The 26,826-nt window shown below is 67.6% G+C and carries 29 protein-coding genes, 1 tRNA gene and 1 pseudogene; 16 read left to right on the top strand and 15 right to left on the bottom strand.

What is annotated here, in order from left to right; genetic code table 11:
* Positions 1-7 precede the first annotated feature (7 nt).
* Positions 8-1,273 carry a diaminopimelate decarboxylase gene (lysA, locus tag ACW175_RS07135; protein WP_492103900.1) on the top strand — a complete coding sequence of 422 codons (1,266 nt, stop codon included), beginning with the start codon at positions 8-10 and terminating at the stop codon, positions 1,271-1,273.
* Here the strand turns inward: lysA and ACW175_RS07130 are convergent.
* The 3 genes from ACW175_RS07130 to ACW175_RS07120 all read right to left on the bottom strand — a co-directional run bounded on the left by ACW175_RS07130 (position 1,270) and on the right by ACW175_RS07120 (position 4,173).
* Positions 1,270-2,166 (bottom strand): beta-1,6-N-acetylglucosaminyltransferase, encoded by an 897-nt coding sequence (locus ACW175_RS07130; RefSeq protein WP_492103899.1) that lies wholly within the window; start codon positions 2,164-2,166, stop codon positions 1,270-1,272. The genes lysA and ACW175_RS07130 overlap by 4 nt on opposite strands.
* Before the next feature lie 518 nt (positions 2,167-2,684).
* Complete coding sequence (locus ACW175_RS07125) at positions 2,685-3,269, bottom strand: phosphoribosyltransferase (RefSeq protein WP_492103898.1); 585 nt, start codon at positions 3,267-3,269, stop codon at positions 2,685-2,687.
* Positions 3,208-4,173, bottom strand: coding sequence for an MJ0042-type zinc finger domain-containing protein (locus ACW175_RS07120; RefSeq protein WP_492103897.1), 966 nt, complete (start codon positions 4,171-4,173; stop codon positions 3,208-3,210). The genes ACW175_RS07125 and ACW175_RS07120 overlap by 62 nt, the downstream gene beginning before the upstream one ends.
* 58 nt (positions 4,174-4,231) lie before the next feature.
* Here ACW175_RS07120 and ftsE point away from each other — a divergent pair, with 58 nt between their 5' ends.
* The 4 genes from ftsE to ACW175_RS07100 all read left to right on the top strand — a co-directional run bounded on the left by ftsE (position 4,232) and on the right by ACW175_RS07100 (position 7,233).
* A complete protein-coding gene (gene ftsE / locus ACW175_RS07115) occupies positions 4,232-4,939 on the top strand; it encodes a cell division ATP-binding protein FtsE (RefSeq protein WP_492103896.1) in 708 nt (235 codons plus the stop codon).
* A complete protein-coding gene (locus tag ACW175_RS07110) occupies positions 4,936-5,829 on the top strand; it encodes a cell division protein FtsX (RefSeq protein WP_492103895.1) in 894 nt (297 codons plus the stop codon). The genes ftsE and ACW175_RS07110 overlap by 4 nt, the downstream gene beginning before the upstream one ends.
* Positions 5,826-6,413 (top strand): YdcF family protein, encoded by a 588-nt coding sequence (locus ACW175_RS07105; protein ID WP_492103894.1) that lies wholly within the window; start codon positions 5,826-5,828, stop codon positions 6,411-6,413. The genes ACW175_RS07110 and ACW175_RS07105 overlap by 4 nt, the downstream gene beginning before the upstream one ends.
* Positions 6,414-6,528: 115 nt before the next feature.
* On the top strand, positions 6,529-7,233 hold the full coding sequence (locus ACW175_RS07100) for a lysophospholipid acyltransferase family protein (protein ID WP_492103893.1): 705 nt from the start codon (positions 6,529-6,531) through the stop codon (positions 7,231-7,233).
* On the opposite strand, the gene ACW175_RS07095 is transcribed toward ACW175_RS07100, so the two are convergent.
* Positions 7,230-7,790: a gamma-glutamylcyclotransferase gene (locus tag ACW175_RS07095; RefSeq protein ID WP_492103892.1), complete on the bottom strand. Its 561-nt coding sequence runs from the start codon at positions 7,788-7,790 to the stop codon at positions 7,230-7,232. The two genes, ACW175_RS07100 and ACW175_RS07095, sit on opposite strands and share 4 nt — an antisense overlap.
* A gap of 29 nt (positions 7,791-7,819) precedes the next feature.
* On the opposite strand from ACW175_RS07095, the gene ACW175_RS07090 reads away from it, so the two are divergent.
* The 8 genes from ACW175_RS07090 (at position 7,820) to ACW175_RS07055 (ending at position 16,256) form a co-directional block, all read left to right on the top strand.
* Positions 7,820-8,842, top strand: a complete 1,023-nt coding sequence (locus ACW175_RS07090) for a DUF2125 domain-containing protein (protein WP_492103891.1) — start codon at positions 7,820-7,822, stop codon at positions 8,840-8,842.
* A gap of 114 nt (positions 8,843-8,956) precedes the next feature.
* Complete coding sequence (locus ACW175_RS07085) at positions 8,957-9,757, top strand: chorismate mutase (protein WP_492103890.1); 801 nt, start codon at positions 8,957-8,959, stop codon at positions 9,755-9,757.
* A 45-nt stretch (positions 9,758-9,802) separates the two neighbouring features.
* Positions 9,803-10,924, top strand: a complete 1,122-nt coding sequence (gene hisC / locus ACW175_RS07080; protein ID WP_492103889.1) for a histidinol-phosphate transaminase — start codon at positions 9,803-9,805, stop codon at positions 10,922-10,924.
* Positions 10,925-11,863, top strand: a complete 939-nt coding sequence (locus tag ACW175_RS07075) for a prephenate/arogenate dehydrogenase family protein (protein ID WP_492103888.1) — start codon at positions 10,925-10,927, stop codon at positions 11,861-11,863.
* Positions 11,864-11,915: 52 nt separating this feature from the next.
* Complete coding sequence (locus ACW175_RS07070; protein ID WP_492103887.1) at positions 11,916-12,584, top strand: hypothetical protein; 669 nt, start codon at positions 11,916-11,918, stop codon at positions 12,582-12,584.
* Positions 12,585-12,727: 143 nt separating this feature from the next.
* On the top strand, positions 12,728-13,063 hold the full coding sequence (locus tag ACW175_RS07065) for an EF-hand domain-containing protein (protein WP_492103886.1): 336 nt from the start codon (positions 12,728-12,730) through the stop codon (positions 13,061-13,063).
* Positions 13,064-13,407: 344 nt separating this feature from the next.
* On the top strand, positions 13,408-14,244 hold the full coding sequence (locus ACW175_RS07060; protein ID WP_492104917.1) for an alpha/beta fold hydrolase: 837 nt from the start codon (positions 13,408-13,410) through the stop codon (positions 14,242-14,244).
* 161 nt (positions 14,245-14,405) lie between these two features.
* The gene (locus ACW175_RS07055) at positions 14,406-16,256 is read left to right on the top strand and encodes an ATP-binding protein (protein ID WP_492103885.1); all 1,851 of its coding nucleotides are present in this window, start codon (positions 14,406-14,408) and stop codon (positions 16,254-16,256) included.
* 12 nt (positions 16,257-16,268) lie between these two features.
* Here the strand turns inward: ACW175_RS07055 and ACW175_RS07050 are convergent, their stop codons facing one another.
* Positions 16,269-16,769, bottom strand: a complete 501-nt coding sequence (locus ACW175_RS07050; protein ID WP_492103884.1) for a winged helix-turn-helix domain-containing protein — start codon at positions 16,767-16,769, stop codon at positions 16,269-16,271.
* Positions 16,770-16,918: 149 nt separating this feature from the next.
* Between ACW175_RS07050 and ACW175_RS07045 the strand changes: the two genes are divergently transcribed.
* Positions 16,919-16,993, top strand: a tRNA-Gly gene (locus ACW175_RS07045).
* A 12-nt stretch (positions 16,994-17,005) separates the two neighbouring features.
* Here ACW175_RS07045 and ACW175_RS07040 read toward each other — a convergent pair.
* The 6 genes from ACW175_RS07040 to ACW175_RS07015 form a co-directional block, all read right to left on the bottom strand.
* Entirely contained in the window at positions 17,006-17,896 is an 891-nt protein-coding gene (locus ACW175_RS07040) for a TraB/GumN family protein (RefSeq protein ID WP_492103883.1), read from the bottom strand.
* Positions 17,897-17,972: 76 nt separating this feature from the next.
* Positions 17,973-18,875 (bottom strand): alpha/beta fold hydrolase, encoded by a 903-nt coding sequence (locus ACW175_RS07035; RefSeq protein ID WP_492103882.1) that lies wholly within the window; start codon positions 18,873-18,875, stop codon positions 17,973-17,975.
* Positions 18,876-18,984: 109 nt separating this feature from the next.
* A complete protein-coding gene (locus tag ACW175_RS07030; RefSeq protein WP_395444243.1) occupies positions 18,985-19,179 on the bottom strand; it encodes a helix-turn-helix transcriptional regulator in 195 nt (64 codons plus the stop codon).
* Positions 19,176-19,760 carry a hypothetical protein gene (locus ACW175_RS07025; RefSeq protein ID WP_492103881.1) on the bottom strand — a complete coding sequence of 195 codons (585 nt, stop codon included), beginning with the start codon at positions 19,758-19,760 and terminating at the stop codon, positions 19,176-19,178. The genes ACW175_RS07030 and ACW175_RS07025 overlap by 4 nt, the downstream gene beginning before the upstream one ends.
* Positions 19,761-19,888: 128 nt before the next feature.
* Positions 19,889-20,191: a hypothetical protein gene (locus tag ACW175_RS07020; protein ID WP_492103880.1), complete on the bottom strand. Its 303-nt coding sequence runs from the start codon at positions 20,189-20,191 to the stop codon at positions 19,889-19,891.
* Between the two features lie 336 nt (positions 20,192-20,527).
* On the bottom strand, positions 20,528-21,556 hold the full coding sequence (locus tag ACW175_RS07015) for a 2'-deoxycytidine 5'-triphosphate deaminase (protein ID WP_492103879.1): 1,029 nt from the start codon (positions 21,554-21,556) through the stop codon (positions 20,528-20,530).
* Between the two features lie 179 nt (positions 21,557-21,735).
* On the opposite strand from ACW175_RS07015, the gene metZ reads away from it, so the two are divergent.
* Together metZ and apaG are read left to right on the top strand one after the other, a co-directional pair.
* Positions 21,736-22,920: an O-succinylhomoserine sulfhydrylase gene (gene metZ, locus ACW175_RS07010; RefSeq protein WP_492103878.1), complete on the top strand. Its 1,185-nt coding sequence runs from the start codon at positions 21,736-21,738 to the stop codon at positions 22,918-22,920.
* The gene (gene apaG, locus ACW175_RS07005; RefSeq protein WP_492103877.1) at positions 22,901-23,365 is read left to right on the top strand and encodes a Co2+/Mg2+ efflux protein ApaG; all 465 of its coding nucleotides are present in this window, start codon (positions 22,901-22,903) and stop codon (positions 23,363-23,365) included. The genes metZ and apaG overlap by 20 nt, the downstream gene beginning before the upstream one ends.
* 72 nt (positions 23,366-23,437) lie before the next feature.
* Here apaG and ACW175_RS07000 read toward each other — a convergent pair whose 3' ends face one another.
* The 4 genes and pseudogenes from ACW175_RS07000 to ACW175_RS06985 form a co-directional block, all read right to left on the bottom strand.
* Positions 23,438-24,349 (bottom strand): Hsp33 family molecular chaperone, encoded by a 912-nt coding sequence (locus ACW175_RS07000; RefSeq protein WP_492103876.1) that lies wholly within the window; start codon positions 24,347-24,349, stop codon positions 23,438-23,440.
* 51 nt (positions 24,350-24,400) lie between these two features.
* Positions 24,401-24,520, bottom strand: a pseudogene (locus ACW175_RS06995) (hypothetical protein); the annotation flags it as partial.
* Positions 24,521-24,530: 10 nt separating this feature from the next.
* The gene (argF, locus tag ACW175_RS06990; protein WP_492103875.1) at positions 24,531-25,466 is read right to left on the bottom strand and encodes an ornithine carbamoyltransferase; all 936 of its coding nucleotides are present in this window, start codon (positions 25,464-25,466) and stop codon (positions 24,531-24,533) included.
* 68 nt (positions 25,467-25,534) lie between these two features.
* Positions 25,535-26,752, bottom strand: a complete 1,218-nt coding sequence (locus tag ACW175_RS06985; RefSeq protein WP_492103874.1) for an aspartate aminotransferase family protein — start codon at positions 26,750-26,752, stop codon at positions 25,535-25,537.
* Between the last annotated feature and the right edge of the window lie 74 nt (positions 26,753-26,826).

Here is a 26,826-nt window from a genome sequence, read left to right as displayed (position 1 = left end):
CGATACGTTGAACCACTTCGAGTACGGCCCCGAGGGCATGGCCTGCGAAGGCGTGCCCCTGGCCAGGATCGCGGCCGAGGTCGGCACGCCGGTCTACGTCTACAGCCGCGCCACGCTGGAGCGGCACTTCACCGTGTTCCGCGACGCCCTGGTCGCCGGCGGCGTCGTCGACCCGCTGGTCGCCTACGCCGTGAAGGCCAATTCCAACGTCGCGGTGCTGAAGGTGCTGGGCGATCTGGGGGCCGGGGCCGACACGGTCTCGGAGGGCGAGGTGCGCCGCGCCCTCGCCGCCGGCATCCCGGCCGAGCGCATTGTCTTCTCCGGCGTCGGCAAGGCCCGTCGCGAGATCGAATTCGCCCTCAAGACCGGCGTCGCGGAGATCAACGTCGAGTCCGAGCCGGAGATGAACCTAATCGCTCAGGTGGCCGGCGAACTGGGCGTTCGTGCGAAAGTCGCTTTCCGGGTCAATCCGGACGTCGCGGCCGGAGGTCACGCCAAGATCGCCACCGGCAAGTCCGAGAACAAGTTCGGCGTCTCGTTCGCCGAGGCCGCGCGCCTCTACGCCAACGCCAGCAACAACGCCAATCTCGACCCCGTCGGCGTGGCCTGCCACATCGGCAGCCAAATCACCGACCTGACGCCCATGCGCGCGGCCTTCACCAAGATGCGGGGCCTGGTCGAACAGTTGCTGGGCGAAGGCTTGTCGGTCGAACGCCTGGACCTGGGCGGCGGCCTGGGCGTGCCCTACTTCAACAATCCCGAACCGCCCTCGCCCGCCGAGTTCGGCGCGATGGTCGGCGAGGTCACCAGAGGGTTGAACGTCAGACTGGCTTTCGAGCCAGGGCGTGTCATCGCCGCCAATGCCGGCGTGATGGTCGCCGAAGTGATGCACATCCACGAGCGCCCGGAAGGCCGCAAGTTCCTGGTCATCGACGCGGCCATGAACGACCTGGTCCGCCCGGCCATGTACGACGCCTTCCACGACATTCGCCCGGTGATCCAGCGTGCTGGCGAGACGGTCTATGACGTGGTCGGCCCGGTTTGCGAGACGGGCGACACGTTCACGCGAGATCGCGCCTTGCCGCCGTTCGCGGCCGGCGACCTGGTGGCCTTCATGTCGGCCGGCGCCTACGGCGCCGCCATGGCCAGCGAGTACAACACCCGCCCCCTGGTTCCCGAGGTCCTGGTCGATGGCGACCGCTATGCGGTGATCCGCGAGCGGCCGACCTACGATGAGATCCTGGCCCGGGACCTGGTCCCGGACTGGGTCTAGGCGACGATAAGAGCCGCTTCGCGCGGCTTGGCGGGCCTGGCCTCGTCGGCATTCGCGGCCTCCTGCGTCAACAGGTGCGCCTCGAGGATGTCGAGGATCTTGCTGTCGACCTCGGCGTCGAACTTGCGCGCGAAGAGGTTTCCGCTGGCGATCAGGGCGGCGGCGTCCCCCGCCGTATAGGTCCGCGGCCGCAGCTTGATATCGCCGTCGGGGATCCAGTCGATCATCCGCTTGTCGTCGCTGACGATCGGGCCGTGCGGCGCGCCGTTCATCATCACCGTCTGGAAGAAGCCTTCGTCGGCGATGAAGGTGTTGCGATAGAAGGCCTTGAACCGTTCGGCGGCCGGATCCCGGCAGACGAACGCGCAGAACGCGCGGCTGACCATCATCCACTGATTGCCGATATAGGGCTTGGCGCCCTCCGGGAAGCGACGCGTCAGGGGCGTGTTGACGATGCGTCCGCCCAACTCGACGACATATTTACGCACCCGATCCAGGGTGTCGGGCCGCGCCGCGGCCTGGTCCAGCACCTTGATGAACTCCTGGCCGCGATGGCGGGCCAGGAAGGCCTTGATGTTCTTCTGGGTCATCAGCGGGAAGTCCTGGCCGCTGAGATTGATGAACACCTCCCAGTCGGCGTTCATCTCAAGCAGCTTCTCCATGCCCCGCAGCTCGGCGTCGACCAGGCTGTAGCCGCCCCACAGCGCCCTCTGGCTCTCCAGCATCGCGGCATTGGGATAGGGCTTCAGGAAGTCCCGGATCTCAGCCTCGACAGCCGGCGTCGCATTGGCGTCGACATGGACGACATAGTGGTTGTCCGGATCATGGATGGCCCGGAAGAGCCGCTTGAATTGCTGGGGAAAGCGATGGACCAGGAGAAGATAGGCGATCAAGCGAGCACTCCCTGACGAGCCGCCGCTCGCGGGCGGCGACCTCGTCGAATGGCGATGAAGAGGGACCGGCCCTAGCCGGCGCGGCGGCGCCTTCGGCGGCCGACGGATCGGCTATTTCTTGCGGGCGAACGCGACCGGAAGGGTCGGCGCGGCGGCGGCGATCACCTTCGGCTTGACGGCCTTGGGCTTGCGGGTCTCACGATTGCCTTTGGACAACGGACTTCCTTTGCGGAGGGATCATCCGACGCGCGTCATCGCTCGGGCGAAAGCCCGGCGTGAGAGGTCGCGATCAGGATGTCTTGGGGCTGGAGCGCCAGCGGGCGTGTCTAGGGAATATGCGCCCCCCTTCATTCGGAGGGCTTGGCGAGCTGTTCCGCGGGATAAGGCGGACCGCCAATGGCGCTTCGTAGCGCCTTACGTTCACACTACCACGTCATGGGGCTCGGAAGGGATAAATCGCCGGCAAGCCCAAAATGGGTCGCTCCCGGGACGCTGCCCCGGGGCGATCGTCAGTCCGTTCAGTCCAGGGCGCCGATGTACGGCAGGCCGCGGCTCTTGCCCTCGTCGTCTAGGCCGTAGCCGACCAGGTACCGCGCGGGCGCTTCCCAGGCGACGAAGTCGGGCTCCATGCCGCGATCCTTCGGCCAGGGCTTGCGGGCGAAGACGGCGGTCAGCACTTCGCTGGCCCCCGCGTCCTTCACCAGGCGGGCGGCTTCCGACAGCGACAGGCCGGTGTCGAACACGTCGTCGACGACCAGCGCGCGGCGGCCGACCAGCGGGCGTTGCAGGTCGGCGCGGACCTCGCAGCGGCCGGTGCTCTTGCGCTCGTCGTGATAGGACGCCAGCCACAGGGCGTCGAACCGCACGTCGCGGCCGGCCTTGTAGAGGGCGCGGGTCAGGTCGGCGGCGAACCACAGACCGCCCGTCAGCAGGCAGATCACGACGGTGTCGTTGTCGATGCGCGGCGCGATCGCTTCGGCCAGCTTCTGAACCCGCTCGGCGATCTCGGCTTCCGAGATCAGGACTTCGGGATGTTGGGTGTCATTCATGGTGGTCGGGTTCATGAGAGTCCGAAGGGGGAGGCGTTTCGTCCCCGCTCTCATGTCCCGGGGGTTCCTGTCCAGCCGCTTCGTGCTCGACGGGGGCTTCCTGAGCGCCGCGAAGGTCCAGTTGAGGCTCGCCGCCGTGGCCTTCCGGCTTCTTCAGGGCCGCTTTCACCGCCCTGGCCGCGCCAGCTTCGGTGGCGAAACCGATCTGCAGGTCCTTGGCGGTGCGCGGCGGGTTCAGGAAGGTGATCGAGAAGTGGCGCACCTCGCCCGGGGGGATCTTGGCGTCGGCGGCCGCGGCCAGCTGGCCGGCCACGCGCTTGTCCTGCTTGTTCAGCAACTCGACCCGCAGCGGCGGGGCCAGCACTTCGTGTTCGGTGATGTTGCGGATCGAGCCGGTGACGGTCACGGCCGCGTGGCCATCCAGCATCACGGGCTGAGCCTTGATGCTGCCTCGGTCGATCACCAGGCCGATGGTGTTCACCGGCAGGCCGACGGCGGCATAGGCGCCGGCCGAGCCGGGCAGGATCTTGACCACGTCGATGCGGAAAATCAGGGCGGCGACCACGACCACCGCCATGGCGGCCGCCATGCCGGCCCATATCACGCCGGTGGCGGTGGCTTCGCGGAGGCGGCGCTCGGCGTCGGCCCGCGCGCGGAAGACCTTGGGAAGCTCCTCGCCCGGCAGCGCGCTGACCGGCGGCTCCTCGCCGTCTGGGCTCGCGCCGGCGGCCACGGTTTCGGCGGCCTGCTCGGCGCCTTCGGCCAGACTGGCCAGGGTCGGCGCCTCGGGCTCGTCGAAGAGGTCGTCAGCCGTTTCGTTGCGCGCGTTCCAGCGGTGGCCGCACGAAGCGCAGCGCACGACGCGACCAGCCGCACCGACCTTGGAGTCGTCGACGAAATAGCGGCTGGCGCACTCCGGACAGGTCAGTATCATGGCCGCGAATCGAACGCTCCCCACACAGCTTAAGGGGGTCGCTGATTTTAACCCTGATGTCCAGAAACCCAAGTGACGCGCCTTGCGGATCGACACAGAACAGGGCGATGACGCCCTTCCGGTGGTCCGGTTCGATGGCGTCTCGATGCGTTACGGCCGAGCGCCGGAAACCCTGAGGGATATCAGCTTTTCCCTGGCCCCTGGCTCGTTCCATTTCCTCACCGGCGCGTCGGGGGCGGGCAAAAGTTCCCTGCTTAAGCTGATCTATCTGGCCCACCGTGCGTCACGGGGTCGCGTCGAGCTTTTCGGGCGCGATGTCAGCCTGACCCACACCTCGGACCTGCCGTTTCTGCGCCGCCGGATCGGGGTGGTGTTCCAGGAATTCCGTTTGCTGGAGCACCTGTCGGTGTTCGACAACGCCGCCCTGCCGCTGCGGATTCTCAAGCGCAAGCCCGCCACCTACCGCGAGGACGTCGCCGAACTGCTGAGCTGGGTCGGACTGGGTGAACGCATGCATGCGCTTCCCGCCACCCTGTCCGGCGGCGAGAAGCAGCGCCTCGCGATCGCCCGCGCCGTGGTCGACCGTCCCGACGTGCTGCTGGCCGACGAGCCGACCGGCAATGTCGATCCGGCCATGTCGCTGCGCCTGCTGCGGCTGTTCGTCGAGCTCAACCGCCTGGGCACCACGGTGCTGATCGCCACCCACGACGAGGACCTGGTCGCCCGCGCCGCCCGCCCGACCCTGCACCTCGACCATGGCCGCCTGGTCGATGTGGGAGGCCCGCGATGAGCGAGTTCTTCCAGGTCGCCCGCTGGAAGCCGGGTCCGCTGCTGCCACCGCGTGACGCCCGCGACGGGGCGCTGGTCTTCGTGGTGGCCGTGCTGTGCTTCTTGGCCTGCCTGACCGCCTTCGCGGCGCTGGCCTCCAACCGCGCAGCCGATGGCTGGACGTCCCAGCTGGTCAACTCAGCCACCGTGGTGGTCCGCGCGCGCGCCAACGAAACGCCCGACAGCGCCGCGGCCCGCGCGGCCGAGACCCTGGCCGGCGTCAAGGGCGTGGCCGAGGCCCAGGCCCTGCCGCGCGAGAAGGCCGAGGCCTTGCTGGCGCCGTGGATCGGCAAGGAGGCCCTGGTCGACGACCTGCCAACCCCGCGCCTCGTCACCCTGGAGCTTGATCCCAAGGCCCCGCCGACCGCCCAGGTGCTGGACAAGGCCCTGCGCTCGGCCGGCATCGACGCCACGGTCGACGACCACAGCCGCTGGATCGCCGATATCGAACGCGCCGCCGACCTGGCGCGCCTGGCGGCCCTGGGTGTCTTCGCCCTGATCGCCGCGGCCACCGCCGCCGTCATCGCCTTCGCCACCCGGGCGGGACTGGCCGCCCGTCGCGACGTGATCGAGGTGCTGCACTTCTCCGGGGCCGAGCAGGGCTTCATCGTCAGCCTGTTCCAGAACCGTTTCGCGACCATGGGCGCGCTGGCGGGCTTGCTGGGCGGGACGGGCGCGGCCATCATCGGCTCCGTTGCGCGCTATTTCGGCGGCGGCGCGGGGGTTGCGCCGGTTCTGCCCTTGGCCTGGATGGATCTGGTCGCCGCCCTGCCCGCTCCGGTGGTCGCGGCGCTGATCGCCGGGCTCTCGGCCCGTCTGGCCGCGTCGCGCATCGTGGGGGAGATGCCGTGAAGACCTTAGCCGCGCTGCTGATCGCGCTGATGATCTGGGGCCTGGGCCTGCTGGCCTTCACCGGCCGCGTGGACCAGTCGACCCCCGCCAAGGAGCCGCCGGTCGCCGACGGCGTCGTGGCCCTGACCGGCGCATCGACCCTGCGCCTTGAGGCGGCCACCAAGCTGCTGGAAGAAGGCAAGGGCCAGCGCCTGCTGATCTCCGGCGTCAACCGCGAGGCCACCCGCGCCGACGTCCAGACCGTCACCAAGGCGGTCAAGCCGATCTATGACTGCTGCGTGGACTTAGGGTTCGCCGCCGCCAACACCGTCGGCAACGCCCGCGAGACCGCCGAGTGGGCCAAGTCCAAGGGCTATGAGAGCCTGATCGTGGTCACGGCCGACTACCACATGCCGCGCTCCATGCTGGAGCTGCGGGCGGCCATGCCGAACGTCGAGCTGTACCCCTACCCGGTCAAGACCGACCTGAACGCCCATCGCTGGTGGAAGACCGGCCTCAGCGCCCGGCGGATGATCGTGGAATACTGCAAGTACCTGGCGATCCTTGGACGTGAAGGGTTCCTTGGGCTCGGTCCGCGAACGTGACAGCCGAAAGTGGTTGCCGGTTTCGGCGTTTGTCACGTTCTCGACTAAGAAAGTTCTGTTTTGCACGGACGTGCAAAACGGGAGAAAAGGCCGCCCCGGCGGCGAAGGAAGCGTCTTGATCTATCTGCGTTCGTTCCTGTTCCAGCTGTTCTTCTGGCTGTGGTCCATCGTCTGGGCCGTGGGCATGATCGTGACCTATCCGCTGCCCCGCGTCGCCAACACCTGGTGCCTGAGCACCTGGGCCAAGGGCCTGATCTGGGGTCTGCGCTGGCTGGCCGACGTCAAGGTCGAGGTGCGCGGCCAGCGCCCGACCGGCCCAGCCCTGGTGGCGGCCAAGCACCAATCGATGTTCGACGTCTTCAGCCAGTTCGCCCTGTTGCCGGACGCCTGCTTCGTGATGAAGAAGGAACTGCTGATGGTGCCGCTGTTCGGCTGGCACGGCATGAAGGCGGGCATGATCGTCGTCGACCGCGCCGGCCATTCGACGGCGCTGAAGAAGCTGGTCCGCGACTCCACCGCGCGCATGACCGGGAGCCGCCAGATCATCATCTTTCCAGAAGGCACTCGCGGCCTTCCGGGCCAACCCGGCGACTACAAGCCCGGCATCGCCGCGCTCTATCGCGAGCTGAACATGCCGGTCACGCCGCTGGCCCTGAACTGCGGCAGCCACTGGAACAAGGGCTTCCTGGTCAAGCCGGGCGCGATCGTCTTCGACTATCTCGACCCCATCCCCGCCGGCTTGAAGCGCGGCGAGTTCATGCGCGAGCTGCAGACGAGGATCGATACTGCGACCCAGGCGCTCGAGGAGTCCGGCGTCTAGGCCGGTTCGATCGCCTCCACCATCTTCAGCAGCTTCTCCATCGCCACGTCGCGCACCCCGTTCTCGCGCAGGTGCAGGACGAGGTCGGAGAGGTAGTCGATGTTGCGGCCCGACAGGCCCCTGGCGCCGGCGATCAGCTGGGCCTGCTGTTCCAGGGTCAGGGCCCCGGCCCACTGGCTGTGCTTCATGTCAGACAGGAAGACCAGGGCGGGCGTCTTGCCTCCCCCCTCTGGCCCATTGTCGATCTTCACCTCGCGCCAGGTCTCGAAATAGGTCTCGGTCGGCTGCTCGCGTTCGCGCAGGTAGGCGTAGACCTCTTCCCACTCGCTAGCCGCCACGCGATAGGCCATGCCGCGCACCGCGCCACCGGGAGCCAGCCCCAGCACCAGGCCTGGCCGCTCGTAGGTGCCGCGATGGTGGACGGAATAGATGCAGAAGGCCCGCCGGCGACCGTGGAGCACGGCCGTTCTTCGGTCTATGAACGGGAACCCGGGCCGCCACATGAGCGATCCGTATCCGAACACCCAGCGATCTTCGCTGTCGCCTGACAAACCCATCACCGATCCCGACTGGACGCGCCCATTTCATGACCCATAACGACGCCGCCCGTCCTCGCAAAGCCCCCCAGAAAGCTCGGCGGAGCCGTCTGTTCACGCCTTTCATCCTCGCCGCCATCATCGCGGGCGGTTGGAGCTATGGTTGGTTCTGGCTGCGCGGCCAGGCCGAGCAGCGGATGGACGCCCAGTCGGCCGACCTGAAGTCGCGCGGCTATGACCTGTCGTGGAGCGCCCGCACCTTCCACGGCTTCCCGTTCCGCATGAACGTCGACCTGACCAACGCCCGCATGGCCGAACCCACCGGCTGGGCCGTCCGCGCGCCGGTGCTGAAGGGCGAGGCCGAGATTTATGACCTGACCCACTGGGTGCTGGTCGCGCCGCGGGGCGTGGTGCTGACCCGTCCCGAGGCAGGCGACGTGACGATCACCGGCCAGGCTCTGCGCGCCAGCGTCTCGCACGTGACCGAATACCCGCCGCGCATCTCGGTCGAGGGGGCCAAGCTGATCTTCACCCCCGCCCCTGGGTCCAAGCCGTTCCAGCTGGTCTCGGCCGACAACATGCAGTTGCACACGCGCGGCGGTCCCGACGACCAGGGCGCGATCTTCTTCAAGGCCGACGGCGCCAAGACCGCCTTCACCGGTCTCCTCGGCCGTCTGGCCCAGGACAAGACCGCCTCGATGATCCTGGAGACCCGCCTGTCGCACGTCTCCTACCTGCGCGGCCGCAACTGGGAGGCGGCCGTCAAGCGCTGGAGCGAGGCGGGCGGCCAGATCAGCGTGCAGCAGAGCCAATTGCTGGCCGGCGACGCCGAGGGCAAGGCCAAGTCCGGCGTGCTGTCGGTCGACGCCGATGGCGCGGTGACCGGATCGCTGAGCGTGGCGCTGAAGGAACGCGCCGCCCCGGGCCAACCGATCAGAACGCCGGAACAGGCCCTGGCCGCCGTCGCCCAGGCCGCCGGCCAGGAGCCGGTGATCGAAGCCGACCTGAAGTTCCAGACCGGCCGCACCTTCCTGGGCGTGATCGATACGGGACCCGCGCCGAAGGTATATTGAGCCCGAATGACCGATCGCTGATCGCCGAGCGCGCAATTTTCTTCCCCAACAGGGCTGGCTATTGCGTGTTCGGCGGCAAGGACTATGGTCCGCCCTCCAATTTCGGGGAAAAACATGGGCAGCGACGCGACGGACGCCACACCGTCTCTCGAAGAGGTCCGATGGCGACTGGACGCCATCGACGGTGAACTTTTGAAGCTGCTCGACGAGCGCGCCGGCTTAGCGAGCGCCGTTGCGGCCGCCAAGCGCGCTTCGGGCGATACGGGCTTTGGCCTGCGCCCTGGCCGCGAGGCCCAGATCGTCCGCAAACTTCTGGACGCGCCGCGCACCGGCGCCTCCAACGCCCTGGTCATCCGCATCTGGCGCGAGATCATGGCCGACAACCTGGCGCGCCAGGGTCCCTATCAGCTGGCCGTGTTCGGCGGTCGCGAGCCGGCCCGCGCGGTCGAGCTGACCCGCCTGCGCTTCGGGACCGCCCCGCGCCTGTCGATCGTTCCAACGGCCCAGGACGCCCTGGCCGTGGCCCGCGCCCCCTGGGGCGTCGCCGTCCTGCCGCTGACGTCCGAGACGCCCTGGTGGGGCCGCCTGCTGGCCGAGCCGAAGCTGAAAGTGTTCGCCGCCCTCCCCTGCCTCGCCACCTGGGGACCGCAAGCCGCCCTGGCCGTGGCCGAGGTCGAGGTCGAGCCTACGGGCCACGACCAGACCTTCTGGGTGACCGACTCGGCCAAGAGCACGGCCGCCATCGTCGACGCCATGAGCCAGGACGGCGTCGCCGCCGAGCAGGTCGCCGAGGCCGGCGGGCTGAAGCTGTTCTCGCTGTCGGGCTTCTTCCAGCCCCAGGACGAACGCCTGGCCCGCGCGCCGGGCCAACTGACGGGCGTCATCGGGGCTGCACCGGAGCAGTTCGACGTGTAAGAAGCGGCCGTCCGCAAACCAGACGTCCGTCAGCTGAGTAGTCCGATGACCGCCGCTCCCACCGATCGCTTCGCCGCGCCCCGTCCCGTCCCCAAGCCCGGGATCATGGACATCCACGCCTATGTGGGCGGCAAGTCGAAGATCGAGGGCATCGAGCACCCCATCAAGCTGTCGAGCAACGAGAACATCCTGGGCAGCAGCGACAAGGCCAAGCAGGCCTATCGCGACGCGGTCGACCGGATGCACATCTATCCGGACGGCAAGGCCAATATCCTGCGCGCCGCCGTGGCCGAGCGCTTCAAGCTGGAGCCCGAGCGCCTGACCTTCGGCGACGGCAGCGACGAGATCTTCGCCCTGCTGTGCCAGGCCTATCTCGAGCCCGGCGACAACATCGTCCAGGGCGAGCACGGCTTCGCCGCCTACGCCATCGGCGCCCGCGCCTGCCAGGCGCAGGTGCGGATGGCCAAGGAGATCAACCACCGCATCGACATCGACGAGACGGTCAAGTGCGTCGACGAGCGCACGCGCCTCGTGTTCATCGCCAACCCCGCCAACCCGACCGGCACGTGGCTGACGGGCGAGGAGATCCGCGCCCTGCACGCGGCCCTGCCGCCGTCGGTGATCCTGGTGCTGGACGGCGCCTATGCCGAATTCTGCAGCGATCCGCGCTTCGAGGACGGCCTGGACCTGGCCCGCGCCGCCGAGAACGTGATCGTCACGCGCACCTTCTCGAAGCTGCACGGCCTGGCCGCCCTGCGCGTCGGCTGGGGCTATGCGCCCGAGCACATCATCGAACCCCTGGAGCGCATCCGCCCGCCGTTCAACACCTCGATCCCCGGTCAGGAAGCCGCCGTCGCGGCTCTGTTCGACGACGACTTCCAGGCGCGCTCGCTGGCCCTGGTCGAGCTGTGGCGTCCATGGCTGACTCAACAGCTGGGCGGCCTGGGGCTGGAGGTCACACCGTCGGCGGCCAACTTCGTCCTGGCCAACTTCTCGACAACGCCGGGCAAGACCGCCCGCGAGGCCGAGGCCTTCCTGGCGTCGAAGGGCTATCTGGTCCGCGCCGTGGCCAACTACAATCTGCCCGACGCGATCCGCATCACCATCGGCCTGGAAGACCAGAACCGGGCGGTCGTGGATCTGCTGAGCGAGTTCATGGGGCGATAGATGTCGGCTCCAGGGATCCTCTACCCCAAGCTCACCGTCATCGGCTGCGGCCTGATCGGCGGGTCGGTTATCCGCGCGGCGCGCGAGCATGGCGTCGTCGGCGAGGTCACGGTGGTCGACGCCAGCGAGGCCAACCGCGCCCGCGCGGTCGAACTGGGCATCGCCGAACACGTCACCGGCGACATCGCCGAAGCGGTGAAGGACGCCGACCTGGTGGTCATCGCCACGCCGGTGCTATCGATCCCCGAGCTGGCCGCCGTCGTCATCCCCGCCATGAAAGCCGGCGCCACCCTGACCGATGTCGGCTCGACCAAGGCCAATGTCGGCGAGGCCTTCCGCGCCCAGGACCTGTCGAAGATCTACGCCATCCCCGGCCACCCGATCGCCGGCACCGAGCAGTCGGGTCCCGACTCAGGCTTCGCCGAGCTGTTCGAGAACCGCTGGACGATCCTGACCCCCTTCGACAGCGACGACGAGCACTATGCCGCCGCCGTCGCCAAGCTGTCGGCCTTCTGGCGCGCCTTCGGGGCCCAGGTCGAGCTGATGGAGGAAAAGCACCACGACCTCGTCCTGGCCGTCGTCTCCCACCTGCCCCACCTGATCGCCTACACGATCGTCGGCAGCGCCGCCGACCTGGAGAACGTCACCGAGAACGAGGTCATCAAGTACTCGGCCTCGGGCTTCCGCGACTTCACCCGCATCGCCGCCAGCGACCCGACCATGTGGCGCGACATCTTCGTGGCCAACAAGGACGCGGTGCTGGAGATGCTGGGTCGCTTCACCGAGGACCTGCAGGCCATGAGCCGCGCCATCCGCTGGGGCGACGCCGACACCCTCCACGCTCACTTCACCCGAACGCGGGCCATCCGCCGGGGCATCGTCGCGGCCGGCCAGGAAAGCGCCGAACCGAACTTCGGCCGCGATCGCGGCAAGCACTGAGGCGCCTGCCCGGCTCCACCCGGCAAACAAGAATCATGAGAGCGTCGCCCTCATGCGTTGGGCCAACATAACAATTTTGGGCTGCTGCACGCTCTTTGTCGGCGTGATGCTGATTCCGACGGGATTCTATATTGGCGTGTGGAAGCTCGCGACCAGCAGGGACGCCGCCGCCTGGGCTCAAGCGGCTGGCTCTGTGGCAGCAATCTTCGTCGCGATTTGGGCAACGACACATCAAGTCGCAAAGGCGCGGCAAATACAGCTAGAGCAACAACGACGCCGCGAAACGATCGTGCTGGGAGCTATCTACACCGCCATCGTCGAAGCTGCGGGCTTTATGAACACCATCTACTGCGCGTGTCAGCACGTGGACGCTGGCGAGCCGTATCTCGGCGAATCCGCCATAAGAGAGATGTTAACGAGCGCCAGGAAAATACTAGACGAAATACCACTGATTGAAGTGCCTGAACCCGGGGCCCTTTCTGCTCTAAGAATGGCACGATTACAACTGACTGACATCGAACCACTTGTAAGAATGTTGGCCATAGGCTTTCAGAACCGACACTTTGAATCTAAACAACTCGAAATTATTCACTACAGAACACAACGTCTGTACGAAATTGTAGGCGACATGGCGGAATTCGTCCCATCTGCGTTTCGACCTGTCGAAGCAAGCGTTCCAGGTATGACGCGAGAGGAATGGAATGCTGTGAATGCCGACTAACTGGAAGCTAGCAGTGAAGGGCTCCGAAACGCGCGAGTAGCCCCCTGCCAGTCCCCCTTTCCCGCCCCAATCCCGAAATAAGGCCGCAACAATCGCGGCTCATCCACGCTGGCAGGGACATCTATCGGGGAAGGAAACCCACCATGCGCCGCACGCTTCTCGTCGCGCTCGCTTCGCTCACCACCCTGGCCGGCGGCGCCGCCCTGGCTCAGGAAGGCCCGCCGCCCGGTCGCATGCCGGCGCCGGAAGACATCTTCAAGCGCTGGGACACCAATGGCGACGGCGTGGTCGACAAGGCCGAGTGGGACGCCACGGGCCGCCCGGCCGACCGCTTCGCCATGATCGACGCCAACAACGACGGCAAGGTCACCCTGGACGAGCTGAAGGCCGCCTTCGAAAAGATGCGCGCCCGTCGTTCGCAGGACGGCGGCCCGCCTCCCGGCCCGCCGCCGGAAGGCCAGCCGCCGCAAGGCAACTAAGCGCTCCGATCCGAGACGCTTTTTGAACGCCGCCCGGTCCGCCGGGCGGCGTTTTGCATTCCAGGTCGGCGCGCGCATCGAGCGACAAGCCTCATGAACATTCAAACCACGTCCAGGCCGTCCAATCCCGGCTCGCCCTCCTGGGCCAATGTCCGTCTCGCAGAACGACGGCGCGCCGCTTCGCGCGGCGGTCACACACCAGGGGCAAGACCATGGACGCCAAAGAACCGATCGAAACCTCGCGTCGCGGCGTGCTCGCCGGCGGGCTGGCGCTCAGCGCGCTCGCGGCCATCCCCACCCTCGCCAACCCGGCCGTCGCGACGGCCGCTCAAGGAGCACCGAACATGAGCAGCGGCTTCATCACCACCAAGGACGGCACGCAGATCTTCTACAAGGACTGGGGTCCCAAGACCGCCCAGCCCATCGTGTTCCACCACGGCTGGCCGCTCAGCGCGGACGACTGGGACAACCAGATGATGTTCTTCCTGGGCCAGGGTTTCCGGGTCATCGCCCATGATCGTCGCGGCCATGGTCGCTCGACCCAGACCGACACCGGCAACGAGATGGACACCTACGCCGCCGACGTCGCCGCCCTGACCGACCACCTGGACCTGAAGAACGCAATCCACGTCGGTCACTCGACCGGCGGCGGCGAGGTGATCCACTACGTCGCCCGCGCCAAGCCGGGCCGGGTCGCCAAGGCCGTTTTGATCGGCGCCGTGCCGCCGATCATGGTCAAGTCCGACAAGAACCCGGGCGGCCTGCCGATCGAGGTGTTCGACGGCTTCCGCGCCGCCCAGATCGCCAACCGCTCCCAGTTCTTCCACGACGTGGCGGCGGGCCCGTTCTATGGCTTCAACCGCCCCGGCGCGAAGGTGTCGCAGGCCACCGTTGAGAACTGGTGGCGTCAGGGCATGATGGGCGGAACCAAGGCCCACTACGACTGCATCAAGGCCTTCTCGGAAACGGACTTCACCGAAGACATGAAGAAGGTCGACGTGCCGGTGTTCCTGATGCACGGCGAGGACGACCAGATCGTGCCGATCGACGACAGCGCCCGCCTGGGCATCAAGCTGCTGAAGAAGGGCACGCTGAAGACCTATCCCGGGCTGCCGCACGGCATGGCCACCACCCATCCGGAAATCATCAACCCGGACCTGCTGGCCTTCATCAAGGCCTGAGCCTGAGCGCCAACGCCTGTCCCACCAGCGACGGCCCGGAACATGGTTTCCGGGCCGTTTGCCGTGCGGCGCGTCGCTATGTCGCTCGCCACGCGCCGTGACTCATGCCGGGAACTTGACCATAGGAGGACGGAGAAAACGTTGTTCTATGGAGACGGCCGATGCCCCTCGCGCAACCTACCGTCCCTATCCGTGACAACCCGTTGGGCCTGGCGCTGCTTGGTCATGCCTCCCGCAACAGCAAGGCGACCATGGCCGTCCAGGCCGCGGCGGCGATCGGCGTGACCCTGGCGGCCGCGCCGACGGAAGCGGGCTATTACCGGATATGGCTGGCCGCGGCGTTGGCTGTCCTGGCGTTGAGGCTCGTCGTCGACCGGCTTCTGATCTCCGCCTTGCGGGGCGGCGTCCTGGCCAAACGGCTGGATGTGATCTCGGCGATATTCTCGGCCGGCCTTCTGGTCAGCGCCGGACTGTGGGCGCTCCTGGCTTGCGCGCGCTTCCCGATCGACAGCGAGCGCACCCGGTACGTCACGATCGTGGTGCTGTCGGCCCTGGCCGGCGGCGCGACGGGGGTCTTGTCGCCGATGAAGATCACAGGACGGATCTATATCGCGCTGATCCTGCTGCCCGCGTCCCTGACCATGATCTTCGCCTCACGCTCGGAGACGCCGCTGGGGGTGCTGGGCGCGATGTTCTGCCTGGTGATGCTGGCGGGGCATCGTAACAACCACCGCCTGCTGGTCGACGCCATTCAGCTTCGTGACGAAAACCAGGAGCTGATCGAGGCCCTGGCGCGCCGCGGCTCGGACCTGAACGTCCTCAACCGAGCCCTGGAAGAACGCGTGGCGCTCCGCACGCGGCAACTGGAGCTGGCGACGCATCAGGCCCAGGCCGCCAACCGGGCGAAGTCGCGCTTCCTGGCGACCGTCAGCCACGAGATGCGCACCCCCCTGAACGCCATCCTGGGCGTCGGCCAGATGCTCACTCAGTCCAAGATGGTCGAAACCCAGCGGGCTCAGGTGCTGGAGATGAAGAACTCCGCGCGTCGCCTGCGCCAGATGATCGACGACGTGCTGGACCTGTCGCGCCTGGACGACGGCGAACTGGCGCTGAAGACCGCGCCTTTCCGCCTGGCGACCCTGGTTCAGTCCCTCGACGACCTGCACCGCCCCTCGGCGGAGGCGCAGCATCTGAGACTGACCATGCTGCTGGAGGCGGCGGAACGCGAGACGCGAAGCGGCGATATCGACCGCCTGCGCCAGGCGATCAGCCTTTTGCTGACCAACGCCCTGAAGTTCACCCGCGAGGGCGGCGTCGATTGTCGCATCGCGGGTCAGGACGACACGCTTTGCATCGAGGTCAGCGACACCGGCGACGGGGTCCCTCCCGAAAAACTGGCGGCGATCTTCGAGCGCTTCAGCCAGGGTGACGATTCGTCCACGCGAGAGATCGGCGGCGTGGGCGTCGGCCTGGCGCTCTGTCAGAGTCTCGTCAGCCGGATGGGCGGCGAAATGACCGTTTCCTCCACCCCAGGAAGGGGCTCCGTTTTCCGCATCGTTGTCCCCTGCCCGATCACCGCGGAGCGGCCAGCCCCGGCGGCGACGACGGAACGTCTTGAGATCGCCTCGGGAGGCTCGCCGCGACTTCTGGTCGTTGACGACAACGCCACGAACCGTCGGATCATGGAGGCCCTGCTCGGGTCGTTCGGCGTTTCCTGCGCGTTCGCCGCCGATGGCCAAGAGGCCGTCGAGGCGTGGCGTCGCGAACCTTGGACGGCGATCTTCATGGACGTCCACATGCCGGTGATGGACGGCATCGAAGCCACCCGAAAGATCCGCGAGGAAGAAACCCGCGCCGGCCGCTCAAGGGTGCCGATCGTGGCGGTGACCGCGAGCCTGCAGGAAGAGGAAACCGACAGCTACCGCGACGCGGGCATGGACGACGTCCTGCCCAAGCCTATCGAGGCTTCTGCCCTGGCCGACATGCTGACCCGTTGCGGGGCCAAGCATTGAGGCTCGACGATATCAAAGGTGGTCGCCGGTTCGCGACCCGGCGGTGACGGCGCGAGCGCCGATCCCGTCACGTCCGCCCACGACAGCGGCGATCGCCGCGCCGCCCGCCGCCCAGACCCGTCCCAGCCAGCGCGCGGACGGCGGGCGCAGGCGCTCGGGGGCCTCCTCGAAGATCCAGCGATAGCCGAGCCCAGGCACCGTCTCGATGAAACGCGGCGCGCGGTCGTCGTCGCCCAGGGCCTGGCGCAGCGTGGACACGGCCTGGCTGAGCGTTCCGTCGGAGCCTTCGTCCTGGCCCCACACCGTCTCGATCAGATGGCCGCGCGAGACCGTCAGGCCCGGCCGCGCGGCCAGGGTTCGCAGCAGATCACAGGCCCTCGGCTCCAGGCTGCTGGAGTTGGTGGCGGTTCGCACGTGGCGGCTTTCGATATCGACCGTCACCTCGCCGAACGCCAGGCTCGGCGGGTCTTGGCCCAGTTCAGCGTTCCGAGCGATTTCCGTGATGACTTCCACGCGCCGATCGAATCCCTATCCGTCTCGCGCCGGACAGGAAGACGAACTGTGCGGCGCAATTGGGTCAGCTTGGCCGGAGATCCGAGACCCGACCGCGTGAAGGCGCCTTGAGTAGGCGGACATCCCAGGCTAAACGAAGCGTCCCTTTGGCGGGCGTAGTTCAGAGGTAGAACGCAAGCTTCCCAAGCTTGATGTCGGGGGTTCGATTCCCCCCGCCCGCTCCAAGGTCCCTCCCCCTACTCCACGCGCTCGGCCTTGATGCCCAGCTTGGCCAGTTGGACCTGGACGCTGTCCGGCCCCACCAGGTGGCCCGAGCCGACGGCGACGAAGCTGACGCCCCTGCCCGCTAGCTTGGTCTTCAGTTGGCCGGCCCAGTTCTGGTTCCGCTTGGTGATCAGCAGGTCGTAGAGCGCCGGGTACTGGCCCTTCATCTCGGTGACGAACTCGGTCTCCAGCGCGGCGGTGTCGCCGGCGGCCCAGGCGGCGACCATCTTGTCGATCTTGTCCACGCCCTCATCGGCCTCGTCGAGGGTCGAGCTGAGGAACTCCACCTCGGTCTTGATCGGCAGGTCGGCGAAGAAGCGGATCTGCTGCTCCGGCGTCTCGAAGGCGCCCTCCCGCTTGCCGGCGGCCTTGACCTCGGCGGCCAGGATCGGCTCGACGCCGCTCTTGGGATCGTAGCCGGCCTTGATCACCGGGATCAGCGACAGCTGCACCGCCGCCAGCCAGGGCCGCATGGCGTTCAACAGTTGCGGCGGCACGCCACCGGCCTGGGCCAGACCCGAGGCCTTCTGGAAGGCGGCCGCGTCGATCTTGCCCGACAGAGGGTTGTTCGGGTCCAGACCGTATTTCAGCACCAGCGGCTGCATCACGGCGGGATCGTCGGCGCCGACGATCTCCAGGGTCAGGTCGCCGCTGTCCTTCAGGGCCTTGTCAATCCTGGGCGAGCGCCAGACCGTGCTGGGCTTGAGCACATGGATCGTGCCGAACAGATAGATGGTCGAGTCCGCGTCATGGATCTTCCACAGCGCCGGCTCGGCCAGGGCGGTTCCGGCGAAACCCAGCACCAGGACGGAGATCAGACCCGCCGCGACGCGACGGGCCGACCGGTAAAGATTGCGCGGCATGGGACCCCCGTTGACCGTTGGCCCCATGCTTGGACCGCGCCGCCCGCTACTTCAAGCCAGCCTACTTCAAGCCAGCCTACTTCAAGAAGGTCTGGACCGCGTCGGCGAAGGCCTTGGGCTGGTCGATCATGATGAAGTGGCGGCTGTCGTCGATGCGCTTAAGGGTGACGCCCGGCAGGCCGGCATAGGCGTCGGCATAGGTCTTGTCGATCATCGCCGTCGGCGCGCCCATGGCCGGATCGTAGGGATAGAGCAGCGTGGTCGGCGTCTTGATGGCCGGCAGCGCGCTACGGGCGTCGGTGGTCAGCAGGTCGTACATGGCGCGACCGACGACCGACTGCGACGAGGCGACCGACCAGGCCAGGGCCGCTTTCTGGCCTTCCGACGACTTGATCATGCGCGGCAGGGTCATCGCCTGCTGGCTGGCGAAGGCGTCGGCGCTCATGGCGACCGTGGCGTCGCGCATGGCGGCCGCCTGGGGCTTCATGCTTTCGGCGGTGGCGGTCGGCGAGAACAGCGACGAGAAGAAGGGCAGGCTGTCGACGATCAGCAGGCGGCTGACGTCCTCGGGGTGACGGCTGACCAGCATCAGGCCGGTGAAGCCGCCCATCGAGTGGCCGATCACGGCCGGCGACGTCAGGTGATTGGTCTTGATGTAGGCGTCGACCGCCTCGACCAGCGGCTCGACGACCGGCCCCTCGGCGTTGCCGGCCACCGGCGCGCCGGCGAAGCCCGCGACCTGGACGACGTGGACGCGATGGGTCGGCGCCAGTTGCTTGACGGTCTCGTCCCAGACCGCGCCCGACGAGGCCAGGCCGGGGATCAGGATGACGTCGGGACCCTTGCCCGTGACGGTGACCGTCATGCGGCCGTCGGATGGGGCGGCGGCATGGGCGTGGTTGCCGCCGAAGACGCCGATAGCCGACAGAATGGCCATCAAGACGGCGAAGAGGTGGATGCGCGGCATAAGCTTGTTCATGGGTCTTTCTCCTTGGGAAAGAGGCGTGCGGAAGGCTTCGGCGGTCGGGCCGCCAAGCGATGGATGGGAAAGCGCGGAAACGGGGCGGGCGAACCCGCCGGGACGAAACCTAGGCCTCGTCCTGGAAGATCGCTTCGATTGGCTGCTCGAACAGCCGGGCGATCTTGAAGGCCAGCGGCAGGCTGGGGTCGTACTTGCCCGTCTCAAGGGCGTTGATGGTCTGGCGGGAGACCTGAAGCTTCTCGGCGAGATCGGCCTGGCTCCAGTCGCGCTCGGCGCGGAGGACCTTGAGCCGGTTTTTCATTGGTACCGCCTCCGAATGATGGGCTGGCTAAAGCCCCAGGCCAGGCAGAACAGCGGGAAGGTCATGAACAAGGGCGGTGCGGGAATGACGCCGGCATTGCTCAGGAAACCCCAGACGGTGCTGACGCCCAATACCGCGCCCAGCCCCCACAGCATGGCCTCGACGTGGACCATGCGCTCGAACTCGTCGGGCTCTTCCTTGAGATAGAGGCCCATGACGACCAACACGCCCAGGATCGGGATCGCCGGCGCGGCGGCCACGATCCATAGCAGCGGCCCGGTGAGGTGGTCGCCGCGCAACAGGGTCAGCGAGCCGATCAGGAACAGGAAGTAGGCCATCATCGCCACCGCGAGGCGGCGGCGATAGCGCTTCATGACAGGACCGATCCGGCCGGCCTTCAGTCTCGACGAGCCGACATAGATATAGGCCATGTAGACCAGGAACCAGACCAGCATCGCCACCAGCATCGCCGTGCCCGAGAACGGGCGGGCGAAGGCCAGCCAGAACGGAATGGCCGACAGCGCCGCCGCGCCGGCGAAGAACAGGACCCACCTGGTCCACTTGGGCTTTGCATCTTCCATGACAAGCACCCCTCTCAATTTGACAAGCGAACTTGTCACACCGGAGCGGATTTATGTCAAGCGTGGCTGTCATTCTGTCTGGCACACCAGACTAAGCGGCGGAGGCGCTGACGTTTTAGGCTAAGAGATCAGGCCGCCTCGCGATCCAGGAATGGGTCCGTCGGCGCTCCGTCGCGGGTCAGGCCGCGCCAGTGGATGGCCTCCAGGCGCTTGACCGACAGGGCGCGGCCCAGCACGCCGGGGCGCGGACGACTGACCGCTTCCCAGCCGTAGCGCGAGAAGCGATCGCCGAAGTCGGCCCAGCGGATCACACGGCCTTCGGCGTCCTGGCGCCAAACAGCCTTGTCGCAGCCGGGAATGCGCGCGCACCGCTCCCAGGCCTCGACGCGGCCTTGCAGGATCAGGAACCGATCATGTGCGATGCGGGCCAAGACGGCCTCCGTGGAGATTTAACCAGCCTCGCAACCCGGCGACTCGGTGAGTCGCCGCCCGCGAGGACGAGGACTAGAATTTGTGTAACCGCACCGACTGTCCACTAGATGTGGTGCGGCGCGTTGCCGCGCGGCGCGGCTGCGACACCTTCGCGGCAGCCCGCGGACTACCCAGCGACGCGCTTTCACGGAGGCAGGCAGCCCTCGCCCGACGGGCGCTCTCGGACATGACGCGCATACTTCGAGGCCCTATCAAACCGGCCCCTCAGATAAGCGGCTGTTTGGTAAGGCGCGAGTGAACGGGGTCCGCGACCTAACGCCTCAAGGCGCTGAAGCTCAGCTCCACGCCTTGAAATGCTTGGAGAGTTTCAGGCCCTGGCGCTGGTAGTGCGAGCCACCCTCGCCGTAAAGGCGGACGGGGCGCGCGGTCAGCGGTTCGTAGACCAGCCTGGCCACGGTCTGTCCGTCCTCGAGCAGGAAGGGCGTCTCGTGGCTGCGCACTTCCAGCACGCCCTTGGAGCCTGTCGCCAGGGCCTCCTCGGTGCCAAAACCCGGGTCGAAGAAGCCGGCATAGTGGACGCGGAACTCGCCGACCGACGGGTCGATCGGCGTCATCTCGGCCGCTTCCATCACCGGGATCTCGATGTCTTCCTTGGAGGCCAGGATGTAGAATTCGCCCGGATCCAGCAGCAGTTCACCGTGGCGAGCCTCCAGCGGCTCCCAGTAGTCGCGCGGGTCGTGGCCGTCCTCGTGATCCAGGTCGACGACCCCGGCGTGGCGGCGGCCGCGGAAGCCGACCAGGCCGTTCAGGCCCGGCGTCAGGTCCACGCCCACGCTCTTGATCGACAGCTTGACCGGTTCGCCACGCTTGAGACGCAGTTGGTTCAGCCGCGTGCCGGAGCGCACGAGCACCGAGAAGGTCTGGGGCGCGATCTCCATGTAGAGCGGACCGTCATAGCCGGCGTCCACGTCGTCGAAGGCGCGACTGTGGTCGGTGAGCAGGCGTACGAACACGTCCACCCGGCCGGTCGAGCTCTTGGGATTGCCGCGCGCCGAGACATTGCCTGGCAAGGCCAGGCTCTCCTGCAGCTCGGCGATGTAGACGCAGCCCTTCTCCAGCACCGCGCCCTTGGTCAGGTCCAGCTCGTGCATGGCCACATCCTTGAGACGCTCCACCACACGGCGGCCCAGGCCCGGCAGGAACGAGGCGCGCACGCGCCAGGCGCGCGCGCCCAGCCGCAGGTCCAGGCTGGCGGGCTGCACCTGATCGGCATCGAACGGCGTGGCCGAGGTGATCGCCTCTTCGGCGATCAGGTCCTCGATGGTCTGGCAGGGCAGAATCCCCGCGGCGTGGGCGTCGGTCATCGGCGCGACACTCGCGAAACCGCGCCACAAAGGCAAGGCGGGAGAGGCGCCCGTTCGCCCGTGACAATGTGATTTTCGCCCGTGACAATTCTCCGCTCGCGGACGGGGCGTTCAGGCTTGACCAAGGCCCCCTCGCCACTCCTTATGCCGGCGGTTTCAAGCGTAGAGAGGCGGGGCCCGTGGCCGAGGATCCAAAAGACTGGGACGTCGCGACGAAGCTCATTCGTGGGGGCATCGCGCGGTCGCAGTTCATGGAGACCGCCGAGGCGCTCTATCTGACGCAAGGCTTCACCTACGACAGCGCCGAGGCCGCCGACCGCCGCTTCTCCGGCGAGGACCCGGGCTTCGTCTATTCGCGGTTCAACAATCCGACCGTGAAGATGTTCGAGGACCGCCTGGCCCTGCTGGAAGGCGCCGAAGTATGCCGCGCCCAGGCCACCGGCATGGCCTCGATCCACAGCGCTCTGATGGGCCTGGTCCGCGCCGGCGACCACGTGGTGGCCGGCCGCGCCCTGTTCGGCTCGTGCCGCTGGATCATCAGCGAGTGGCTGCCGCGCTTCGGCGTCGAGACAACCTTCGTCGACGCCACCGACCTCAGGGAATGGGAAGCGGCGATCCGCCCCGGCACCAAGGCCGTGCTGATCGAGACGCCCTCGAACCCGGTCCTGGAAATCACCGACATCCGCGCCGTCTCGGAGATGGCTCACGCGGTCGGCGCCAAGGTGATCGTCGACAACGTCTTCGCGACCCCGATCTTCCAGCAGCCGCTGGAGCTGGGCGCCGACGTCGTCGTCTACTCGGCCACCAAGCACATCGACGGCCAGGGCCGCGTGCTGGGCGGGGCCATCCTGACAAGCGAGGCGATCAACGAGGAATTCTATCGCGACAGCCTGCGCCACACCGGCCCGTCGCTGTCGCCGTTCAACGCCTGGGTGATGCTGAAGGGTCTGGAGACACTTGACCTGCGGGTCCGCCGCCAGGCCGACAGCGCCCTGGCCCTGTCCAACACCATCGCCGAGCACAAGAAGGTGCGGCGGGTGCTCTACCCGTTCCGCACCGACCACCCGGGCCACAACGTCGCCAAGGCGCAGATGAGCGGCGGCGGCACGGTGATCGCCATGGATCTCGGCTCGCGCGAGGCGGCCTTCAAGTTCCTGAACGCGCTGGAGATCGTCGACATCTCCAACAACCTCGGCGACGCCAAGTCGATGGCCACCCACCCGCCGACCACCACCCACCGCTCGGTGCCCGAGGAGCAGCGCCCGTCCCTGGGCGTGACCGAGGGCGGCGTGCGCCTGTCCGTGGGCCTGGAAAGCCTGGCCGACCTTCAGCGAGATGTGATCCGTGCGCTCGATCAGGCGTGAAACCTCCCCGCCGATGCAGCGGATGCGCCGACGTCGCGGCCAGGACGGCGGAGCCTACGAGGCCCGCACGCGCGACATCGTCGTGCGCGTCTTCCCGGTCTATGCCGCCGAGGAATCTTCGCCCGACCAGGGCCTTTATCTGTGGTCCTACACGGTCGAGATCGAGAACCATGGGGCCGAGATCGTCACCCTGGTCGCCCGCCGCTGGTCGATCACCGACGCCTTCAACCGCGTCAACGATGTCGAGGGCTCCGGCGTGGTCGGCGAGCAGCCGGAGCTGAAGCCGCGCGAGGCCTTCCGCTACGTCTCCAACTGCCCCCTGCCCACGCCGTCCGGCGCGATGAAGGGCAGCTACCAGATGGTCACGGACCAGGGCGAAATGTTCGAGGTCGAGATCCCCGAGTTCTCCCTGCACCTGCCCGGCGCGGCGGCGAAGCTGAACTAGGTCGGCCAGGGAAACAGACAAAAAAAGCCGGCGCTCTTTCGGGCGCCGGCTTTCTTCATTCAGGGACCGGGGTCAGGCCGTCGCCGGCGCGTCCAGCTTGTAGACGCGCGAGCAGTACTCGCAGGTCACGTGGATCTTGCCGTCGGGCTCGACCATGTCGGCGACTTCCTCGGCCGAGAACGAGTCCATCACCACGGCGATGCGCTCGTCCGAGCAGCGGCAGAAGGCCCGCATCGGCTTCTCCTCGAGGAGACGCACGCCGTCCTCGTTGAACAGCCGCCACAGCAGGGTCGGGGTCGTGAGGGTCGGGTCGACCAGCTCGTCCTCGCCCGTGGTCTCGAACAGGGCCTGGACGTGGGTCCAGGCGTCCTGAGTGTCGCCGCGTGACTGGTCGCCCGCGATCATCTGGATCAGGATGCCGCCGGCGCGCCACTTCGGACCTTCGCCGGTGTCGACCTGGCCGACGGCCAAGCGCACGCGGGTCGGCGTCTGCTCCGACTGGGCGAAGTACTGCTCGGCGCACAGGGCCAGGGTCTCGCCTTCGATCGGCGTGACGCCCTGATAGCGGTCCATGTCCGCGCCCTGGTCCAGGGTCATGATGAACACGCCGCCGCCCAGAAGGGTCTTGGCGCCCGGACGCGTGAAGCCTTCCGAGAGGGCCGCGACCTCCTCCGGATCGAACCGGCAGTAGCCGCGCAGGCCGCCGCTGGTGTCATAGTCGACCACGACATAGCGCACGGGACCGTCGCCCTGGGCCTGGATGATCAGCCGGCCTTCGAACTTCAGGCTGGAGCCGACCAGGGCGGCCAGCGCGCAGGCCTCGCCGAGCAGGTTGGCGACGGGTTCCGGATAGGCGTGACGCGTCAGCACCTGGTCGACGGCGTCGCCCAGGCGGACGACGCGGCCGCGCACGGGCAGGCCTTCGATCTGGAATGCGGAAACGACGTCGTCGAGGACGCCGGGATTGGGGGCGATGTCGGTCATGGGGAGGCTAGATAGGTGAGCGACAGGAGAATTGCGAGGGCCGTGCTTTTAGATCCTCCCCCGCTCGCGGGGGAGGTGGCCCAGAGGGCCGGAGGGGGCCAGCACGGCCGACCTCCAGCTTGCCCCCTCCGTCGGCTCCGCCGACACCTCCCCCGCTCGCGGGGGAGGATCTTAAAAGCCCCTACCCGATCGCCCCGAACACCCAGGCCAGCACGGACTTCTGGGCGTGGATGCGGTTTTCGGCCTCGTCCCACACCAACGAGCGCGGACCGTCCAGCACGGCGTCGGTGACTTCCTCGCCCCGGTGAGCCGGCAGGCAGTGCAGGAACACGCCATTGTCGGCGGCGAGGTCCATCAGGGCGTCGTCGACCTGATACGGCTCCAGCGCGGCCAGGCGTTCGTCATGGTCGGTGTCGCCCATCGACACCCAGGTGTCGGCCACCACCACGTCGGCCCCGGCGACGGCCGCCTTGACGTCGGTGGTCATGCTGACCTTGCCCAGCAGGCCCTCGGCGCGCGCCAAGTCGTGCAGGTCGGCGTGATAGACCGCCGGACAGGCGATCTTCAGCGTAAAGCCCAGCAGCGGCGCGGCATGGATGAAGCTGGAGCAGACATTGTTGCCGTCGCCGACCCAGGCGATGGTCTTGCCGGCGATCGGGCCGCGATGCTCCTCGATGGTGAGGATATCGGCCATGATCTGGCACGGGTGGCTCTTGTCCGTCAGGCCGTTGATCACCGGCACGGTGGCCACCTGGGCGAAACGCTCGACGTCGGCGTGGCTGTTGGCGCGGATCATCACCGCGTCGACCATGCGCGACAGCACCTTGGCGGTGTCCTCGATGGTCTCGCCCCGGCCCAGCTGCATGTCCGACGAGGTTGAGATGATCGCGCTGCCGCCCAGCTGGCGCATGGCCGCGTCGAACGAGAAGCGGGTGCGGGTCGAGTTCTTCTGGAAGATCATCGACAGCACGCGGTCCTTGGCCGGCGCGTCGGCGTCGACCTTGCCCCGCGGCCAGCCCTTGCGGGCGGCCTTGCGAGCGTGGGCGTCGTCCAGCATCAGGCGCAGGGTCGCGCCATCCAGCTTCCACAGGTCGATGAAGTGCCGGGGGGTGGTCATCTTGGCCATATCCCTAACGGTTCCGCCCGCCCCCTATTCCGGAGCGGGCGGCCAGTGCTTGTTGTTGCTTAGGCGGACGCCTTGGCGCGGGCGACTTCACAAGCCTTTTCCAGCTTGGAGATCGCCTCGCTGGCTTCCTCGATGGTCAGGTTCAGCGGCGGTAGCAGGCGCACGCAGTTGTCGCCGCCGCCCGCGATCAGCAGGTTCTGGTCGCGCGCCAGGACCATGAACTCGCGGTTGTTCAGCACGAGCTTGATGCCGATCAGCAGGCCCTTGCCGCGGATGTCGACGATCACGTCCGGGAAGCGGTCCTTCAGACCGGTCAGCTGCTGGGTGAAGTAGCCTGCAACGGCCTTCACGTTGTCGAGGATCTCGGGCGTGTTGATCGTGTCGAAGGCCGCCTTGCCGACGGCCATGGCCAGCGGATTGCCGCCGAAGGTCGAGCCGTGGACGCCCACGACCATGCCCTTGGCCGCGTCGGTCGTGGCCAGACAGGCGCCGATCGGGAAGCCGCCGCCCAGGGCCTTGGCGATGGCCATGATGTGCGGCTCGCCGCCCGGGGCCCATTCGTAGGCGAACAGCTTGCCGGTCCGACCCATGCCGCACTGCACTTCGTCATAGATCAACAGCACGCCGTGCTCGTCGCAGAGCTGGCGCAGGCTGACCAGGCAGTGCTCGGGGATCGAGCGCGCGCCGCCCTCGCCCTGCACGGGTTCGACGATGATCGCCGCCGTGGTCGGGTTGGCGATCGCCGCCTTCAGGGCGTCATGGTCGCCGAACACCAGCTGGCTGTAGCCCGGTAGGCGGGGGCCGAAGCCCTCCACATAGTTGGGATTGCCCGAGGCGTTGACCGCCGCGTACGAGCGGCCGTGGAACGAGCCGTCGAAGCCGTAGATCTCGGTTCGCTCGGGCTGGCCGTTGGCGGTGTGATACTTGCGGGCCGTCTTCAGGGCGCACTCGATCGCCTCGGTGCCCGAATTGGTGAAGAACACCACGTCGGCGAAGCTGTGGGCGCACAGCCGGTCCGCCAGCTCTTCCTGCTCGGGAATCCGATAGATGTTGGAGACGTGCCAGAGCTTTTCGCCCTGGGTCTTCAGCGCCTCGACCAGGACGGGGTGGGCGTGGCCCAGGCCGTCGGTGGCGATGCCCGCCACGCAGTCCAGATATTCGCCGCCGTCGGTCGAGAACAGGCGCGCGCCTCGGCCTCGCTCGAACGCCAGCGGGGCGCGGTTGTAGACGCCCATGATGTGGTGCTGCGAGGGGTTGGACGACGTCGCGGTGCTCAAGACCGGCCTCCCAAAAAGGAAAGAAGCCCCCGCGCGTGAGCACGGGGACCGGAAGGCCGCAGGTTGTCGCCGTG

It is taken from the genome of Caulobacter sp. FV1ye6ST (assembly GCF_058681225.1).
The sequence above is the reverse complement of the archived record's forward strand: the minus strand, read 5'-3'. Positions and strand labels throughout refer to the sequence as shown.